General features: G+C 70.4%; 17 protein-coding genes. 6 read left to right on the top strand and 11 right to left on the bottom strand.

From position 1 onward, the window contains the following. Nucleotides 1-2: 2 nt before the first annotated feature. Nucleotides 3-764 (bottom strand): phosphoglyceromutase, encoded by a 762-nt coding sequence (locus tag OHA73_RS24060; RefSeq protein ID WP_266712531.1) that lies wholly within the window; start codon nucleotides 762-764, stop codon nucleotides 3-5. Nucleotides 765-899: 135 nt separating this feature from the next. On the opposite strand from OHA73_RS24060, the gene OHA73_RS24055 reads away from it, so the two are divergent. From OHA73_RS24055 to OHA73_RS24045, 3 genes are all read left to right on the top strand, one after another. Beyond that, nucleotides 900-2,162 (top strand): MDR family MFS transporter, encoded by a 1,263-nt coding sequence (locus OHA73_RS24055; RefSeq protein ID WP_327656087.1) that lies wholly within the window; start codon nucleotides 900-902, stop codon nucleotides 2,160-2,162. 30 nt (nucleotides 2,163-2,192) lie between these two features. Then, nucleotides 2,193-2,471 (top strand): hypothetical protein, encoded by a 279-nt coding sequence (locus tag OHA73_RS24050; protein WP_266712529.1) that lies wholly within the window; start codon nucleotides 2,193-2,195, stop codon nucleotides 2,469-2,471. A 68-nt stretch (nucleotides 2,472-2,539) separates the two neighbouring features. Further along, on the top strand, nucleotides 2,540-2,731 hold the full coding sequence (locus OHA73_RS24045; protein ID WP_266718751.1) for a hypothetical protein: 192 nt from the start codon (nucleotides 2,540-2,542) through the stop codon (nucleotides 2,729-2,731). A gap of 46 nt (nucleotides 2,732-2,777) precedes the next feature. Here the strand turns inward: OHA73_RS24045 and OHA73_RS24040 are convergent, their stop codons facing one another. After that, complete coding sequence (locus OHA73_RS24040; protein WP_266712527.1) at nucleotides 2,778-3,278, bottom strand: YbjN domain-containing protein; 501 nt, start codon at nucleotides 3,276-3,278, stop codon at nucleotides 2,778-2,780. Continuing rightward, nucleotides 3,271-4,614: a D-inositol-3-phosphate glycosyltransferase gene (mshA, locus tag OHA73_RS24035; protein WP_266712526.1), complete on the bottom strand. Its 1,344-nt coding sequence runs from the start codon at nucleotides 4,612-4,614 to the stop codon at nucleotides 3,271-3,273. Before mshA ends, OHA73_RS24040 begins: the two co-directional genes overlap by 8 nt. Nucleotides 4,615-4,783: 169 nt before the next feature. Here mshA and OHA73_RS24030 point away from each other — a divergent pair, with 169 nt between their 5' ends. From OHA73_RS24030 to OHA73_RS24020, 3 genes are all read left to right on the top strand, one after another. After that, nucleotides 4,784-5,593, top strand: a complete 810-nt coding sequence (locus tag OHA73_RS24030) for a class I SAM-dependent methyltransferase (RefSeq protein ID WP_267069718.1) — start codon at nucleotides 4,784-4,786, stop codon at nucleotides 5,591-5,593. Between the two features lie 171 nt (nucleotides 5,594-5,764). Next, the gene (locus OHA73_RS24025; protein WP_266712524.1) at nucleotides 5,765-6,826 is read left to right on the top strand and encodes a C40 family peptidase; all 1,062 of its coding nucleotides are present in this window, start codon (nucleotides 5,765-5,767) and stop codon (nucleotides 6,824-6,826) included. 290 nt (nucleotides 6,827-7,116) lie between these two features. Continuing rightward, nucleotides 7,117-8,505 carry a PP2C family protein-serine/threonine phosphatase gene (locus OHA73_RS24020; protein WP_267069719.1) on the top strand — a complete coding sequence of 463 codons (1,389 nt, stop codon included), beginning with the start codon at nucleotides 7,117-7,119 and terminating at the stop codon, nucleotides 8,503-8,505. Between the two features lie 111 nt (nucleotides 8,506-8,616). Here the strand turns inward: OHA73_RS24020 and OHA73_RS24015 are convergent, their stop codons facing one another. From OHA73_RS24015 to OHA73_RS23980, 8 genes are all read right to left on the bottom strand, one after another. Next, a complete protein-coding gene (locus OHA73_RS24015; protein WP_266712522.1) occupies nucleotides 8,617-8,955 on the bottom strand; it encodes a DUF2516 family protein in 339 nt (112 codons plus the stop codon). A 109-nt stretch (nucleotides 8,956-9,064) separates the two neighbouring features. Next, nucleotides 9,065-9,673: a hypothetical protein gene (locus tag OHA73_RS24010; RefSeq protein WP_267069720.1), complete on the bottom strand. Its 609-nt coding sequence runs from the start codon at nucleotides 9,671-9,673 to the stop codon at nucleotides 9,065-9,067. A 22-nt stretch (nucleotides 9,674-9,695) separates the two neighbouring features. Then, on the bottom strand, nucleotides 9,696-10,139 hold the full coding sequence (locus OHA73_RS24005; protein WP_267069721.1) for a helix-turn-helix domain-containing protein: 444 nt from the start codon (nucleotides 10,137-10,139) through the stop codon (nucleotides 9,696-9,698). Between the two features lie 86 nt (nucleotides 10,140-10,225). After that, nucleotides 10,226-10,858 (bottom strand): TetR/AcrR family transcriptional regulator, encoded by a 633-nt coding sequence (locus OHA73_RS24000; RefSeq protein ID WP_266712516.1) that lies wholly within the window; start codon nucleotides 10,856-10,858, stop codon nucleotides 10,226-10,228. After that, nucleotides 10,855-12,996, bottom strand: coding sequence for an aminoglycoside phosphotransferase family protein (locus OHA73_RS23995; protein ID WP_267069722.1), 2,142 nt, complete (start codon nucleotides 12,994-12,996; stop codon nucleotides 10,855-10,857). The genes OHA73_RS24000 and OHA73_RS23995 overlap by 4 nt, the downstream gene beginning before the upstream one ends. A 144-nt stretch (nucleotides 12,997-13,140) precedes the next feature. After that, nucleotides 13,141-14,025 (bottom strand): winged helix-turn-helix domain-containing protein, encoded by an 885-nt coding sequence (locus OHA73_RS23990; protein ID WP_266712514.1) that lies wholly within the window; start codon nucleotides 14,023-14,025, stop codon nucleotides 13,141-13,143. A 98-nt stretch (nucleotides 14,026-14,123) separates the two neighbouring features. Continuing rightward, nucleotides 14,124-14,960 (bottom strand): HAD family hydrolase, encoded by an 837-nt coding sequence (locus OHA73_RS23985; protein WP_267069724.1) that lies wholly within the window; start codon nucleotides 14,958-14,960, stop codon nucleotides 14,124-14,126. After that, entirely contained in the window at nucleotides 14,909-15,796 is an 888-nt protein-coding gene (locus OHA73_RS23980) for a winged helix-turn-helix domain-containing protein (RefSeq protein ID WP_327658514.1), read from the bottom strand. The genes OHA73_RS23985 and OHA73_RS23980 overlap by 52 nt, the downstream gene beginning before the upstream one ends. Nucleotides 15,797-15,887: the final 91 nt, after the last annotated feature.

Raw genomic sequence — 15,887 nt, 5'->3', positions numbered from 1 at the left:
AACTACTTCTTCTTGCCCTGGTTCTTGACCGCCTCGATGGCCGCCTTGGCCGCGTCGGGGTCCAGGTACGTGCCGCCCGTCTTGACCGGCTTGAAGTCCGCGTCCAGCTCGTATGCGAGCGGGATGCCGGTCGGGATGTTCAGGCCCGCGATGTCGGCGTCGGAGATGCCGTCCAGGTGCTTGACCAGGGCGCGCAGCGAGTTGCCGTGGGCCGCGACCAGGACCGTCTTGCCCGTGAGCAGGTCCGGGACGATGCCGTCGAACCAGTACGGCAGCATGCGCGTCACGACGTCCTTGAGGCACTCCGTCTGCGGGCGCAGCTCCGGCGGGAGCGTCGCGTAGCGCGGGTCCTCGAACTGGGAGTACTCCGCGTCACGGTCCAGGGCCGGCGGCGGGGTGTCGTACGAGCGGCGCCACAGCATGAACTGCTCCTCGCCGAACTCGGCGAGGGTCTGCGCCTTGTCCTTGCCCTGGAGGGCGCCGTAGTGGCGCTCGTTCAGGCGCCAGCTGCGGTGGACCGGGATCCAGTGGCGGTCGGCCGCCTCGAGGGACAGCTGCGCGGTGCGGATCGCGCGCTTCTGGAGCGACGTGTGGACCACGTCGGGGAGCAGGCCGGCGTCCTTGAGCAGCTCACCGCCGCGGACCGCCTCCTTCTCGCCCTTCTCGTTGAGGTTGACGTCCACCCATCCGGTGAACAGGTTCTTCGCGTTCCACTCGCTCTCGCCGTGGCGGAGGAGGATCAGCTTGTACGGTGCGTCGGCCATGGGGCCGAGCCTAATCGACCCGTCCTGCGCCTGCCGATTGACGGTCCCCGTCAATTGAGTGGCCCCTCCGGATACCCGGCTTGTAAGTTACGTAAACCTTCCGCACTACTTACACCGGCCTCGGGGGATGCACCCATGTCAGTCGCCTCGCTCAGACGTGCCGTCACGGAGTCCGTCTCCGGGCTTCCGCGCGAATTCTGGTGGCTGTGGACCAGCACCCTCGTCAACCGGCTCGGAAACTTCGTCCTCACCTTCCTCGCGCTGTACCTGACCGCCTCGCGCGGTTTCTCCGCCGCGTACGCCGGTCTCGTCGCCTCGCTGATCGGGCTCGGCGGGGTCATCGCGTCCGTGCTCGGCGGGGTGCTCGCCGACCGGCTCGGGCGGCGGCCCACCCTGCTCGGCGCGCAGCTCGCCACCTCGGCGACGGTCGCCGCGCTCGCCTTCGTGCGCGACCCGGCGTGGATCGCGGTCACCGGCTTCGCCCTCGGCCTCGCGTCGAACGCCTCGCGGCCCGCGATCCAGGCGATGATGGCCGACATCGTGCGCCCCGAGGACCGGGTGCGGGCGTTCTCGCTCAACTACTGGGCGATCAACCTGGGGTTCGCGGTCTCGTCCGTGTACGCCGGCTTCCTTGTCGCGCAGAGCTACACGCTTGGCTTTCTCGTCGAGGCCGCGATGACGCTGGCCTGCGCGTGCGTCGTGTTCGTGAAGGTGAAGGAGTCGAGGCCGACGAAGACGGTGGTGCCCGGCGCCCCGTCGAGCCCGGTGGTCACCATGGGGACGGTGCTGCGCGACGGCCGCTTCATGCTGATGGTGGGGCTTTCGTTCCTGGTCGCCGTGGTCTTCACGCAGAGTTCGGTCGGGCTGCCGATCGTCATGGGCGAGAACGGGCTGACCAGTTCGGACGTCGGGCTCGTCGCCGGCGTGAACGGTGTCGTGATCGTCGCGTTGCAGATCCCGCTGACCCGGTACATCGAACGGCGTGATCCCGGGCGGTTGTTGACCGTCTCCTCGCTGCTCATCGGGTACGGCTTCGCCCTCACCGCCCTCGCCGGATCGCTCGCCGCGTACGCGCTCACGGTCGTGGTGTGGACGCTCGGCGAGATGATCAACGCGCCTACGCAGTCGGGGCTCGTGGCCCGGCTCTCCCCCGCCGAAGGGCGCGGCCGCTACCAGGGCGTCTACACGATGTCGTGGTCCGCGGCGGCCCTCGTCGCCCCGCTCGCGGGCGGCTGGGTGATCGACACGGCGGGCGCCGGATGGCTGTGGGCGGGGTGCGCCGCGCTCGGCACGGTGACGGCGCTCGGCTACTGGGCGCTGATGCGCGGACTGTCGGACACGGAGCCCTCCAGGCCCGTCGCCCCGGCTCCCGTGGAGGCGGAGAACAGCCCGGCTTGACCGGGCAGTTCGGCGGGTACGTGACCGTACATGGCCGAACCCCCAAGGACCTCCTCCAGAACTGACGAACCGCCCAGAACGCTGGTGGGCGGCGTCGTGGTCGACGTCCCCAACAACATCCCGTCGATCCGCGCGGCGCTCGACCCGAAGCGCCGCGTCGAGTTCGACAAGGCGATCAACGCCGCGGGGGTCGGCGAGATCCACGCCGTCATGCGGCACTGGATGCTGGAGGCGGTCCCCGACCCGGAGGCCGACGCGATCCTGGCCCGGCTCGCCCGCGACGAGGCGGAGAGGCGGGGCCCGGCTTGAGCCGCAGACGCAGGCGCGGCGCCTGTCGCGTCGCCTTCGCACCGCCCGCCGACGACACCCTCGCCAAGATGGCCAACCCGGACGCCTTCCGCGCCGAAATGGCCCGCACGCTCTCCCACGACCCCTACGGCCACGGCTCCACCACGGTCTCCGGAGAGCGCGACCGCCGCGAGGCGACGGTCGGCGGGGCGATAGTCCTCTACTACGTCTCCGGGTCGGTGCTGACCGTGACCGTTGTCCGGATGGTGTCGCTCGGCTGACACTCGACCCGTGCTCGGCCGGCGCCCAACCCACGCGCGAGAAGCGCTACTTGGCAGGGCGCTGGGTCAGATGCGTGAACGCGTCCAGGTTGCGCGTCGACTCGCCGCGCGCCACCCGCCACTCGTACTCCTTGCGGATCGCGCTCGCGAAGCCGAGTTCGAGGAGCGTGTTGAAGGAGCCGTCCGCCGCCTCGAGGACCGAGCCGAGGAGGCGGTCCAGTTCGTCGGGGGTGACGGCGGCCAGCGGAAGCTTCCCGGTGAGGTAGATGTCGCCGAGCTGGTCGACCGCGTAACTCACGCCGTACAGACGCAGATTGCGCTCCAGGAGCCAGCGGTGCACCCCGGCCTCGTTCTCGTCCGGGTGCCGGATCACGAAGGCATTGAGCGAGAGGCTGTGCCGTCCCACGCGCAGGGACAGCGTCGTCGAGAGCTTGCGGGTGCCGGGGAGCTTCACGACGTACGAGCCCGACTCCGGGCTCTCCCACTCCAGCTCGGCGTCCTTCAGCGTGGACTCGATGACGTCGTGTGCCTGTCGCTGGTCAGCCATGGTGCGAGGGTACGACACGGCGCCGGGCCTGCATCGCCGCCGTGTAGACGTCCGCCGTGGCGGAGGCCGCCGTGTCCCAGCCGAAGGAGAGGGCGTGGCGGGCGGCCGCGTCGCCCATGGTGTCGACCAGGTCGGGGTGGTCGGCGAATTCGCGGAGCACGCGCGCGTAGCGGGCCGGTTCGTGGCCGTCGACCAGGAAGCCGGTCTTTTCGTGCCGTACGGCTACGGGGAGGCCGCCCACGGACGCGGCGATCACCGGCGTACCGGCGGCCTGAGCCTCTATGGCGACGAGTCCGAAGGACTCGTTGTAGGACGGCATGACCAGGACGGATGCCGCGCGGAACCAGTCCGCGAGCGCCTCCTGGCCGACCGGCGGCTGGAAGCGGACCACGTCCGCGATGCCGAGCCGCGCGGCGAGCTTCTGGAGTGCCGCCGGCTTGGCGAGGCCGCTGCCGCTGGGTCCGCCGACCACCGGGACGACGATGCGGGAGCGGAGCTGTGGCCGCTCGTCGAGCAGGACCGCGACGGCCTTCAGGAGGATGTCCGGCGCCTTGAGCGGCTGGATGCGGCCCGCGAAGAGCGGGACGAGCGCGTCCTGCGGCAGGCCGAGGCGGGCACGCGCTGCGGCCCTGCCGTCGGCGGGGCGGAAGCGGTCCAGGTTCACGCCGGGGTGCACGACGGCGACACTGCCGGGGTCGGCCTCGTAGTGGCGGACCAGCTCGTCGGCCTCCTCCGCCGTGTTCGCGATGAGGCGGTCGGCGGCGCGCACGATCTGGGTCTCGCCGATGACGCGGGCGGCCGGTTCGGGGGTGTCGCCCTCGGCGAGCGCCGCGTTCTTGACCTTGGCCATGGTGTGCATGGCGTGCACGAGGGGCGCGCCCCAGCGCTCGGCGGCGAGCCAGCCGACCTGTCCGGACAGCCAGTAGTGCGAGTGGACGAGGTCGTAATAGCCGGGGCGGTGGCCCGCCCACGCCTGCATGACTCCGTGCGTGAAGGCACAGAGCTGGGCGGGCAGGTCCTCCTTGGCGAGGCCTTCGTAGGGGCCCGCGTCCACATGTCGTACGAGGACGCCCGGCGCCAGCTCGACCTCCGGCGGCAGGCCACCGGCGGTGGCGCGGGTGAAGATCTCGACCTCTATGTTGATCGCCGCGAGGCGCTTGGCGAGCTCGACTATGTAGACGTTCATGCCGCCCGCGTCGCCCGTGCCGGGCTGGTGGAGGGGCGAGGTGTGCACGCTGAGCATCGCGATACGGCGGGGGCGGCGATGCGCACCGGGGAACCGCAGCAGGGCCGGAGCAGCCCCGGAGCGGCGGAACCTGGTCACGTACTGGCTCACGTGGCGGGCCCTCCTTGGTGGGCGTACTGCGGGCACGACGACCGGAGGGCACAGGCCCTCTTCCAAGGGGGCAACGCCGGAGTCGGCTGCTCCATTTCCACTTTGCCGAATCATTACCGTACGGGTCTCAACCAAAGTCACGCCCGGCGCAGCGCATACCCTCTTGACCATGAGCCCGCGCCCCCCTTCTCGCCCCGTGGGAACCGTGACGCGAGGCACCACCAACCCGAACCGGCTGCGCCGCATGGACCGCTGGATCGCTGCCGTGCACGGCGCCGCGCTGCGCCGCGCCGACGACCCGGTGGCGGTCGACCTCGGCTACGGCGCGGCGCCCTGGACCGCGGTGGAACTGCTGACCCGGCTGCGCGGGGCGGCGCCGCACGCGCGCGTGGTGGGCATCGAGATCGAACCGGCACGGGTCGCCGCCGCGAAGCCGTACGAGCGCGACGGGCTCACCTTCCGGCACGGCGGCTTCGAGGTCCCGCTCGCCGCTCCCCCGCTCCTGATCCGCGCCGCGAACGTGCTGCGTCAGTACGACGAGGAGCAGGTCGCCGCGGTGTGGGAGCGGCTGTGCGCGCGGCTCGCGCCGGACGGCCTCCTCGTGGAGGGCACCTGCGACGAGATCGGGCGCCGGCACGTATGGGTGGCGCTCGGCCCCGAAGGCCCGCGCACCGTGACCCTCGCGACCCGGCTCGGCTCCCTGGACACCCCGTCCGACCTGGCCGAGCGTCTCCCCAAGGCGCTGATCCACCGCAATGTCCCCGGCGAGCCGGTGCACGCCTTCCTGCGCGACTTCGACCGGGCGTGGGCCTCGGCCGCGCCCTACGCCTCGTACGGCGCGCGGCAGCGCTGGATCCGGGCGGTGCGGGAACTCTCGGCGGACTGGCCGGTGGTGGACAGGCCGGGGCGCTGGCGGCAGGGTGAAGTGACCGTGGCCTGGGAGGCGTTGGCGCCGCGGCGGGTTTCGACGGGCGGCTGAGACGCGGCGAAAGTCGAGGGAACGATCTCGGGACCTCGTTCGTCGAACGTGCGGGGCAGCTGCCACACCGCGCCGGGGTCTGTCGGATTCGGGGCGCGCATGGCACCATCCCCGGAGCGCTCGACTTACTGACGGTCCATCAGATTTGTCCAGGCTGTGGGGGCGGAGCAGATGAGCAAGCGGAGCACGACGACGGTGGCGGCCCTGGCGCTCGTGTGCGCCGTGACCGTACTGACGCCGACGGGGCTGGCGTACGCGGAGCCGTCCCCCTCTCCATCGCCGTCAAGTTCCCCCGGGGTCAAGGACCTTGAGTCGGTCCGCAAGAAGATCGACAAGCTGTACCACCAGGCGGCCGTCGCCACCGACGAGTACAACGCCGCGGAGGAGAAGGCCGCCGACCAGTCCGACCAGATCGTGAAGCTGGCCCGGAAGATCGCCGCGGGCCAGCAGGAGCTCGACGGCCTCAAGGGCCGGGCGGGCGCGGCGGCCCGCGAGCAGTACCGCAACGGCGGGATCTCCCAGGAGACCCAGTTCATGCTCGCCGGCGACCCGAGCCGCTTCCTCGACAACGCGGGCCGCGCCTACCAGGGGCAGCAGGCCACGCGGAACCTGATGTCCCGCCTCGTCAGGACCCAGGACGAGTTGGAGGCGTACGCGGACGCCGCCGCCGACAAGTGGAAGTCGCTGGACGAGGGGCGCAAGAAGAAGGCCGCCGCGAAGGAGCGGATCGAGAAGCAGATCAAGGCCGCGCAGAAGATCGAGGACAAGCTCGCCAAGAAGGAGCGCGAGCAGCTGCGGCAGCTGGAGGAGGCGGCCGAGCAGAAGGCGCAGACGGAATGGCTCTCCTCGGGCGTCCTGAAGGAGATCGACGGCAAGGCGTCGGAGGCCGGCAAGAAGGCCGTGCGCTACGCCTCCGAGCAGCTGGGCAAGCCGTATGTATGGGGCGCCGAGGGTCCGAAGTCGTTCGACTGCTCGGGCCTGACCTCGCAGGCGTGGGCGTCGGCGAAGCGGCCGATACCGCGCACGTCGCAGGAGCAGTGGAAGCAGCTCAAGCACATCGACATCAAGGACATGCGCCCCGGCGACCTGATCATTTACCACGACGACGCCAGCCATGTCGGGATGTACATAGGCAAGGGAGCGATCATCCACGCGCCCCGCCCGGGGCGGAACGTGACGGTCGCGGGTGCGGGTTCCATGGCGATGCTCGGGGTGGTCAGGCCCGACGCCTGAGACCCGGGTGACCGGATGTCGGACATGGGCACAGATGGGGTGACGTGCCCCACGTGATCTACGGCACGCGGGGCGCTGCGGTTCCGGCGCCGCGGCGTGACCTTCGTCATCTTCGACCCGCCCGACCAGGGACGGAACCCACTCAATTCCGGTGCGGGGGACGGCATATGACGTGGGCCCCTTGCCGCTCACCATTCCGTTCGGACGTCGGCTACCGCTAAGGTCCCCGTCGGTGGTGCGAGGACCTTCGTCCCACCGTGCCCTCGGGGGGAGGGAAGGAAACCGAAGCGATGCCCGTACCCGTACCGCGGCAGAGAGTCATCCCGGCCGTGGAAAGTGGTCAGGCTCCGGACGCGCACACCACGACCGACACGTACGACCTGCAGGGCGAGCGGCAGACCACCGACCGCCCCGACGCCAACGACATACAGAGCGCCGAGCGCCGCCAGGAGACGCCGACCGACGACACCGCGCACGAGCCGGCACCCGCCGACCGTGACGCGACCGGTCTGACGATCCTGGTCATAGAGGACGACCCGGCGGGCTCCCTCAGCATCCCCGAGGTGCCCGACGCCGCGGGCAAGCCGATCCGCGTGCGCACCGCGCGCAACCTCACCGAGGCCGAGCGGCTGCTCACCGACGACGTCAGCTGCATCCTGCTGGACCTCGCGCTGCCCGGCACGAAGCCGGACAGGACGGAGCCGGAACACCAAGACGAGCTGGGGACGCTGCGGCATCTGCTGCGCCTGGCCCCGCGCCGGGCCGTGCTCGCCCTGACCACCTCGGGCGATGCCGAGCGCGGTGCGGAGGCGGTCCGCGTGGGCGCCCAGGACTACCTGTTCCGCGACGAGCTGGACTCCCGGCTGCTCGGCCGGGCCATCCGTTACGCGGTCGAGCGCAAGCGCGCCGACATCGCGCAGCAGGGGCTCACCGAGTCCCGGATCCGCGCGCAGGAGAACGCCCGCCTGGAGCGCGGCCTGCTGCCGACCCCGCTGCTCGACGGTTCGACGCTGCGCTTCGCCTCCCGCTACCGTCCGGGCCGCTCGCGCGCGCTGCTCGGCGGCGACTTCTACGACGTGGTGCGCACGGCCGACGGCACGGTCCACGCGATGATCGGCGACGTCTGCGGGCACGGCCCCGACGAGGCGGCGCTCGGCGTCGAACTGCGCATCGCCTGGCGGGCGTTGACGTTCGCGGGCCTGTGCGGGGACGAGCTGTTGTCCACGCTCCAGCAGGTCCTGGAGCACGAGCGCTCGGACGACGAGATCTTCGCGACGCTGTGCACGGTCGACATCTCGCCGGACGGCCGGCGCGCGGGCCTGTGCCTTGCGGGCCACCCGTCACCGCTGATAGCGAGCCCCGGCCGCCCCGCGGTCCTGCTCCCCTACGAGAACAACGGCCCGGCCCTCGGGCTGCTGCCGAAGGCCCGGTGGCCGCGCATGCAGGTCGAGTTGGGGTCTTCGTGGAGCCTGATGCTCTACACGGACGGCCTGATCGAGGGCCGGATCGGCCAGGGCAGGCAGCGGCTCGGCCAGGAGGGGATGGTGGAGATGATCCGCCGCCGGCGGGCCGAGGGCCTGTCCGGCGAGGAGCTGCTCGAGGCCTCGATGAACGAGGTGCGCGATCTCAACGGGGGCGATCTGACGGACGACGTGGCGGTCCTGCTGCTCGACCGGTGAACCCGGCCGGGCCGCTGGTCGGGGGCCGGGTCCGTCCGAACAGGTCGCGGTCGGTAACTGGATCCGAACGGGTCGCGGCCAACAGCCACGCCCTCGTCCCTAACGGGTCGGTCAGCGGCCGCCGTTGTACGGACCGTACGGCCCGTCGCTGCTGGAGCCGCGGCCCTTGCGGCCCCCGCCGCCACCGCTGATCTGCTTGACGGCGGGCCGCACGTCCACCATGTACACGATGGTCGCGATGAGCCCGATGATCGGCAGGAACGACAGGATCGGGAACAGCAGGTTCACGACGAACGCGATCCCGAGGATGATCAGCCAGAACGGCTTGGTCTTCTTGTCGGCCGCGCGGTAGGCGTCCTCACGCCGGATGGCGGCGTCGACGAGCGCGAAGCCACTGAAAATGATCAACGCCATGCTCAGCAGCCACATCACATTGGCGAACCCCTGCATCAGCACAACGCCACCACCAGAATCGAATCAAGGGACCTTCCGACCACGGCCACGGTACCCGGACAACGGGCCGGACACTTCACAAGTGCCCGGCCCGTCGGCGTAGGGCCTACTTGGCGGGCGGCGTGGAGCCGGAGCCGGTCTTCTTGGCCGCGGGGGCCGTCTTCTTCGCCGGCGTGGTCTTCTTCGCCGCGGTCTTCTTGGCGGCGCCGGACTTGTCCGCGTCGGCGGCCGACGTCTCCTTGGCCTCCGGCTTCGGCTCGGCGTCCGGCTCGACGGCCTCGGCGAGCTCGCTGATCTCCTCGGCGGCCTCACCGCGCCACGCCTTCACGGCCTCCTCGCCGTGCTCGGCGACCTTCTCGTACGTCTCGCGCGCCTTGACGGCGGCCTCGGCTGCGTAGCCGACGCCGCGCAGCGCGAACTCCTGGGCGCTCTCGCCGAACTTCTTCAGGTCGGCGTCGAGGGTGCCGACGATCTCGTTCACCCTCGCCGTGAGGGTGGCCTGCGCCTCCTTGGCGCGGGTGGTCGCCTTGTCCTGCACGTCCTTGGGGTCGGTCTGCCGCACGGACTCGAAGCGCGCGGGCGCCTCGCTCCGCAGCTGCTCGACGATCCCCGGCACCTTCTTGGCCTGCTGGTACGCCAGCTCGGCGGTGCCGGCGGCGAAGTAGAGCGGGGTCGGGTCGGTGAGGGTCTTGCGCAGGTCGTCCTTGATGGCCATGGCGTGGTCCTCCCGGATCACATCAACTGCTGCTTGAGGGCTCGGCATCGCCACTGTCGGGCTCACCGCTGTCGCGCTTATCGCTATCCGGCTCACCGCTGTCCGGCTCGCCGTCGCTGCCGCCGTTCTCGTGCCTGAAGGCGTCGTAGATCTGCAACAGCACCTGCTTCTGACGCTCGTTGAGCAGCGGGTCGGCGAGGATGACGGCGCGCGTCTCCACCTCGGTCCGCTCGCGCTCGGCGTCGAGAATGCCGGCGTGCACGTACAACGTCTCCGCGGAGATCCGCAGCGCCTTGGCTACCTGCTGCAGAACTTCCGCGCTCGGCTTGCGCAGCCCGCGCTCGATCTGACTCAGGTACGGGTTGGACACTCCGGCGGCGTCGGCAAGCTGACGGAGCGACAACTGCGCGTTGCGACGCTGCTCGCGCAGATATTCGCCGAGACTTCCGACGTTGAGCGATGCCATACGTCGATGGTGCCGCATCCTCGCTAACTATTGCAAGCGCCTGCTTGCAAAAGTGCTCCGCACAACAACGGGGTAGCGGGGGACGATCAGCCGTAGAGCGACGCGATTCCCTCCCCCAACTGCCGGAACCCCTCCTCGGCAGTACTCACGGCCGCCGCCTCCAACTCGTCGGCGGACTCGCCGGCCACGATCCGCCGCACGTTCTCCTCGGCGAGGATCCGCTGCGTGGCCACGATCTGCCCGGCAGCGATCCGCGCCCGCACCGGGGGCCCGCCCAGCGCCTCCGCGAGTGCCCGCTCCGACCGCTCCTGATACCCGTACAACCGCGCCACCAACTGCGGCGTCCCGTACAACAGCCGCTGATACGCGAGCACCGCCGGGTGATCGCACAGCCCGGTCACCGGATCCCGCCGCCGCAGCCCCTCCAGGAAATGCCGCCGCAACGCCCCGAGCGGCGCCTCCCCTTCACTCCGCCCCGCGACGACCCGCGCCGCCTCGTCCTCGTGATCCGCGAACTGGTGGAGAACGAGGTCCTCCTTGGCCGCGAAGTACCGGAACAACGTCGGCTTCGACACCTCTGCCGCGGCCGCGACCTCGGCCACGGACACGTTGTCGTACCCCCTCTCCATGAACAGCCGGACGGCTGTCTCGGAGAGCGTCTGCCGGGTGCGCTGCTTCTTGAGTTCGCGGAGGCCGGGGGCGGGGTCGGGGCTGCTCATGCCCCGAGCGTACGGGCCGGGGCCCGGGCCGACCGCGGCCCCTGAGGGGGCGACTCCAGCCAGCTCAGGGCCTTGCGGAGCGTCAGCGGGTACGCGCCCACGGCCCGCCGTACGTTCGGGGCGTCCAGGCCGGAGCGGGTGACCACGCGCTCCAGGTCCACATAGGCGGAACGGACCACTTCGAGGCCCTGATAGACGGGGATGTCGCTCGCCCAGCCATGGGTGAACTGCTCCGGCATCCGCTGCGACCAGCGGGCGTACATCCGACCCCGGACCTCCCGGGTCGTCGGCGTCAGGTGGATGTGCCGTACGAGGTCGTACAGCGGGTCCCCGACCATGGCCATCTCCCAGTCGATCAGGGTGAGGCCCGTCCTGCCCTCGCGCCTGACCAGGTTCCAGGGGTTCAAATCCCCATGAAGCAGCCCATAACGACGCCCGTGCACCACATGGCGCAGCAAGCGGTCCTCCACCCCGTGCTCGTCCGGAAGGCCGAGGCGGGCCGCCTCTTCCTTCGCCTCTGGCGACAGCTCTCGTACCAGGACGGACAGTTGGCTGCACAGCCATGGGTAGAAGCGGAGCCCACCCATGTCCTGTTCGGCCACATCGATCCGGGTGGCGGCGAGTTGGCACAGCTGGTCGACCAGGTCGGTCACTTCACCGGGCAGCAGCCCGTGCTCCGGATGCTGCGGGCCGCCGCGGTCGCGGTGATGACCCGCGTACGACTGGATCGTGAACTGGTCGCCCCAGTCGCTCGTGCCCAGCGCGAGCACCCTCGGCACGCTGGCCCCGGCGCCCGATTCCTCGATCGCCCGGAGCACCGCGTGCTCGTCCAGGACCCTGGGTTCGATGGGGTTGGCCGTGCTCACCTTGCGGCGGACCATGACGCGCCCGAAGCCCCGCACGTCCACGAACGTTCCCAGATGGGACGTCCCTTTGAAGACGTATCGCGCGGGGGCCACCCGCTCGGACCACAGAGCCTGCTCGACCCGGTCGGGGCCGAAGTCCGCGGGCAGGGGCAGGCGTTCGTCCCGCTCCCAGTGGATCGAGGCCGCGAAGGCCTCGCCGCGACCGCGCCCTTTCTTGGCCGTGCGCCACCGGTAGAGCAGCGGCTCGATCGCGGACGGCATCAGCACGTTGCGCAGCCGCAGCGGGCCCGAGGCCACCTCCAGGGCCCGGTGGACCTCGGTGGCCGCCGCTGCCAGTTCGCTCTGACCGCAGTGCTCGTCGAGAGAGTCGGCCGCCCGGATCACGTCCGGGAACACGGACTGCGCGCGCTCGAAGTCGATGTAGTGCCCGAGGTCGGAGTCGAGGCCGTCGACGGCCTCGGGCCGCACGCCCCACATCGCTTTGTGCCAGAGTTCGATCGCCTGGCCCCGCTGCTCGGGGGTGTACCCCATGCGCACCAGATGCACGGCCAGATCGTGCAGCGGGTCCCCGTACGTCGCCAACTCCCAGTCCACCAACGTCAACCGGAACTCACCGCCGGGCGGGACGAGCACGTTCCCCCGGTGCAGGTCGCCGTGGAGGAGCTGAAAGGGGCGGGACGTCATTCTGGGCGCCCGGCTCGCATACAGGCGCAGGGAGTTCCCCGGAACTCCCAACGACGTGAAGAGCCCGCCGAACGCCGGCCAGTTGACCTGCCGGATCTGCGCCTCGGCCCGGTTCAGCAGCGTCCTCAGGAAACCCCGGCCGTCCCCGTCCTTCGGCCAGCATGCGGGGCGGGCCGGCAGGCATCGCTCGGGTACTCGTGCCAAGTCCGTGAGCGCCTCGGCGAAGGCGCCGATCAGCCGCTCGGCCGACGGCTCGTCGTCCCCGTGCATGCCCGAGAGAGGTGTGCCCTCCATGTAGCTGTGGACGGCCACGCCGTCGAACCGGGCCAGACACTCCGGTACGGGCCGGCCCCGATCGCGTAACGCCGCGAGGATCTCCGGCTCGTCGTCCCAGGTCCTGATCACCACGGGGGGCACGTCCGCCCTGCGCCGACGGACCACGACCCGCGCGTCCTGCGGGCGGTCGAGAGCGCGTGCCTCCTCGGCGGTCAGTCGCACCACATGGTTGATGTTGTGCTGACCGCCGACTGCCACGCCGTCGTGCTCCGCACGCTCCACGACGTGGTGCCAGGCATCCGCAGCGCCCACAGGCCGCTCCTGACTCGAGCACGGGCTGTAACAGGCCCACACAGTAGTGCGCACGCACAGCCCTGACGACCGGAGTGACCGGAGTGGCCGAATTCGAGGTGTAAAGAAACACTCACGGGGGTAAGGGGCTCGAACGCGAACGATTCAGGTCCGCTGCTGCGCGACGTGCTCCCAGAGGCCGTCGAACATCGCCTGCTCCCCGTCCACGAAGGCGGCATGGTCCTCGCCGTTGGAGCGCTCGAAGGGGAACATCTCGGTCTCGAAGCCCTCCACGTCCACGAGCTCCACCGTGTCCGCGCCCTCGTAGTCGTCGATCTCCCGCTCGAACCGATCCGGAACGTAGTGCCCGACCAGCACCTCCTGCCGGTTCAGGAGATACACCTTCCGGGTCGGCACTCCAGAGACGAAGCGGAACTCGAAGCTCACGTCGACGCCGTTGTCACGCAGGCGCTTGAAGGTGTTGTCCAGCACCATCTGCTGCGAGGTCCACTGGATCCGGCTGCGCTGCTTGACCGCCGTGTCGAGTTTGTCGTCAACGCCCCAACCAGCGGCGGGAGCCGGGTAGTCGACGTCTCCGCCCGGCCTCGGCACCACCATCCGCACCCGCACCGACTCCGGCCGCAGCTTCTTTTCGTACACCTTCCGCAACGGTTCCCCAAGGGCTGTCACCAGCGTCTCCCCGGTCAGGCTCGCCACGTCCACGTACACTTGCGGCGCCTCGAAGGCCGCCACCAGGCGTGGGCCCAGGATGCTTCTGGCCGCCTGTGCGCCGGGCGGCGACTGGCGCTCAGGGCGGGACACCGTGGGCGGGCTACCCTTGCCCGTGTTCGCCAACAGGCCTTCCGAGCGCAGCAGTTGCAGCGCGTTGCGGACCGTGCCGCGCTCCACTCCGAACTCCCGGGCGAGCGCGGCCTGCGTCGGGAGGCGCTCGCCGGCCCTGAGTTCTCCGCCGATGATCCGCTTGCGCAGGGCGTCGGCGATCTCCTCGGCGGTGGGTCTGGGGGCGTTCTCCGTATTCGCGTTCACCACGACGATCTCCCCTCACCCCCCGACCAAGTCCGTACAACTCTACGGCAGTTGGCTGCCAACTCCCCCCGGCTTGCGCCAAAGGGCGAGGGAATCGCAGGTCAGGCGCGGCCCCGCAGAATGTCGATGATCGGTTCCAGGGTTGCGGTCACCTGCCGGGCTCCCGCCTCCCGCAGGACGGCCTCTTTGCGGTCATTACGCGCGTAGCCCAGAAACGCGACGCCCGCCCGCCGCGCCGCCACCAGGTCCGACACGGCGTCACCGATCATCAGCGTGGCCGCGGGCGCCGCCCCCATCGCCGACATGGCGCGATGAAGGCAGTACGGGTCGGGCTTGAGGTGGGAAAGGTCCTTCGTGCGGCCGTAGATGTGCGGCTCGAAGCAACCGGACAGGTCGCGGCTCGCGAGGTAGCGGCGGGCCGCTTCGGCCGAGTTGTTGGTGGTGATGGCGAGGCGGGTGCCCACCGCCGTCCAGGTGCGGATCAGAGGGTCCGCATGCTCCGTGGGCCAGGCGGAGGCGACGGCGCGCAGCTCCTGCTCGGTGAGCCCACTCTCCATCTCCTCGACCAGGTCGGTGCCCGGCCGCTCCCGGCCGAGGCGGCGCAGCGCGGTGTGCGGGTCCGCGTCAACGCGCTCTTCGGCCATCAGGATGTCCCCGAGCCCCTGCGCATCCAGCCACTCCACCTGCTCCCGCGCGATCCCCGCCGCCGGGCGGCCCGCGAACAGTCGGCAGATCGGGCCGTCGAAGTCGAAGAGGACATGGCGGGCGCTCGCGATCAGGTCCGCGAGGGTGCCCGACTCTCGCGCGTCGCCCTGTTCGGCCGATTTCCGACTTGGTTCGGTCTCTTCTGCCACCGGAACAGTCTGCTTCGTCATCTCTGAAGTCACTAGGAGAGTGTCAGGTCGGAGGTGATGGTTTCCCAGAGGGCGTCGAACCACTTCTGCGACTCCTCCACGAACGTCCGGTCGCGGTGGCCCGCCCGCTCCTCGAAGGAGAAGAGCAGGGCCTGCGTGCCGGTGGCCGAGAACATCTCCAGCTTGGTGTCGTTGTCGATCTCCTCCTCGCGCCGCGTGACCATGTAGTACGAGAGCAGGGCCTCGGACTGGTTCAGCAGGTAGAGCTTGACCGGCGGGGTGAAGGGGAGCGCGCGGAAGGTCACCCGCACATCGATGTTGTGCGAGGAGCGCAGGGAGCGCAGGTTGTGGCGCAGCACCTGGCCCTGCGCGTTGCGCTGCGCCAGCCAGCGGTTGTGCACCGCGACGCCCTCGTCGTGGTCGATCCCGTCGCTGCCGTCCGGGACCGGCACCGGGAACGCCAGGTCGATGTCGCGGCTGGGCAGCAGGATGCGTACGTCGAGGGATTCGGGGCGGATGCGGCCCTCGTGGATGTGGCGCAGCGGCTCGCCGAGGGCCAGCATCAGGGTTTCGGAGGTCATGCAGACCGCGTCGATACGGACGTGGGAGGCGTGGAAGGCCTCCACCAGGCGGGGGGCGAGCGCGACCATGGAGGGCTGCGGCTCGTCGCGCGCGGCGGATCCCGGGGCGATCCGCGGCGGGCTGCCCTTGCTGCGCTTGCTCAGCAGGCCGTCCGTCTCCAGGAGCTGGAGCGCCTGACGGACCGTGCCGCGCTCGACGCCGAACTCATCGGCGAGCGTGGCCTGCGTGGGCAGTTGGTCGCCCGGCCGCAGCGCGCCCTCCCTGATGCGCTCGCGGAGTTGGTCGGCGATCTCCTGGGCCGTGAGCCTTCTCCTGCCGTTCAGTGTCGCGTCTGCCATGTCCGCCACGCCCTGCTCCCCTGGGTCCCCGACCAAACGGCACAACTCACCGTGATTTGGCGCGAGTTGTCGTCCTCCTGTTTATATACCA

Source organism: Streptomyces sp. NBC_00483, assembly GCF_036013745.1.
Classification (GTDB): Bacteria; Actinomycetota; Actinomycetes; order Streptomycetales; family Streptomycetaceae; genus Streptomyces.
This window is presented reverse-complemented; position numbering and strand designations above follow the sequence as displayed.

What these genes read in the sequence shown, in the direction of transcription:
- OHA73_RS24050 (WP_266712529.1), top strand. Translation starts at nt 2,193, where the DNA reads ATGGCCGAACCCCCAAGGACCTCCTCCAGAACTGACGAACCGCCCAGA.
- OHA73_RS24020 (WP_267069719.1), top strand. Translation starts at nt 7,117, where the DNA reads ATGCCCGTACCCGTACCGCGGCAGAGAGTCATCCCGGCCGTGGAAAGT.
- OHA73_RS24060 (WP_266712531.1), bottom strand. Translation starts at nt 764, where the DNA reads ATGGCCGACGCACCGTACAAGCTGATCCTCCTCCGCCACGGCGAGAGC.
- OHA73_RS24010 (WP_267069720.1), bottom strand. Translation starts at nt 9,673, where the DNA reads ATGGCCATCAAGGACGACCTGCGCAAGACCCTCACCGACCCGACCCCG.
- OHA73_RS24005 (WP_267069721.1), bottom strand. Translation starts at nt 10,139, where the DNA reads ATGGCATCGCTCAACGTCGGAAGTCTCGGCGAATATCTGCGCGAGCAG.
- OHA73_RS24025 (WP_266712524.1), top strand. Translation starts at nt 5,765, where the DNA reads ATGAGCAAGCGGAGCACGACGACGGTGGCGGCCCTGGCGCTCGTGTGC.
- OHA73_RS24055 (WP_327656087.1), top strand. Translation starts at nt 900, where the DNA reads ATGTCAGTCGCCTCGCTCAGACGTGCCGTCACGGAGTCCGTCTCCGGG.
- OHA73_RS24045 (WP_266718751.1), top strand. Translation starts at nt 2,540, where the DNA reads ATGGCCAACCCGGACGCCTTCCGCGCCGAAATGGCCCGCACGCTCTCC.
- OHA73_RS24015 (WP_266712522.1), bottom strand. Translation starts at nt 8,955, where the DNA reads ATGCAGGGGTTCGCCAATGTGATGTGGCTGCTGAGCATGGCGTTGATC.
- OHA73_RS24030 (WP_267069718.1), top strand. Translation starts at nt 4,784, where the DNA reads ATGAGCCCGCGCCCCCCTTCTCGCCCCGTGGGAACCGTGACGCGAGGC.
- OHA73_RS24040 (WP_266712527.1), bottom strand. Translation starts at nt 3,278, where the DNA reads ATGGCTGACCAGCGACAGGCACACGACGTCATCGAGTCCACGCTGAAG.
- OHA73_RS23980 (WP_327658514.1), bottom strand. Translation starts at nt 15,796, where the DNA reads ATGGCAGACGCGACACTGAACGGCAGGAGAAGGCTCACGGCCCAGGAG.
- OHA73_RS24000 (WP_266712516.1), bottom strand. Translation starts at nt 10,858, where the DNA reads ATGAGCAGCCCCGACCCCGCCCCCGGCCTCCGCGAACTCAAGAAGCAG.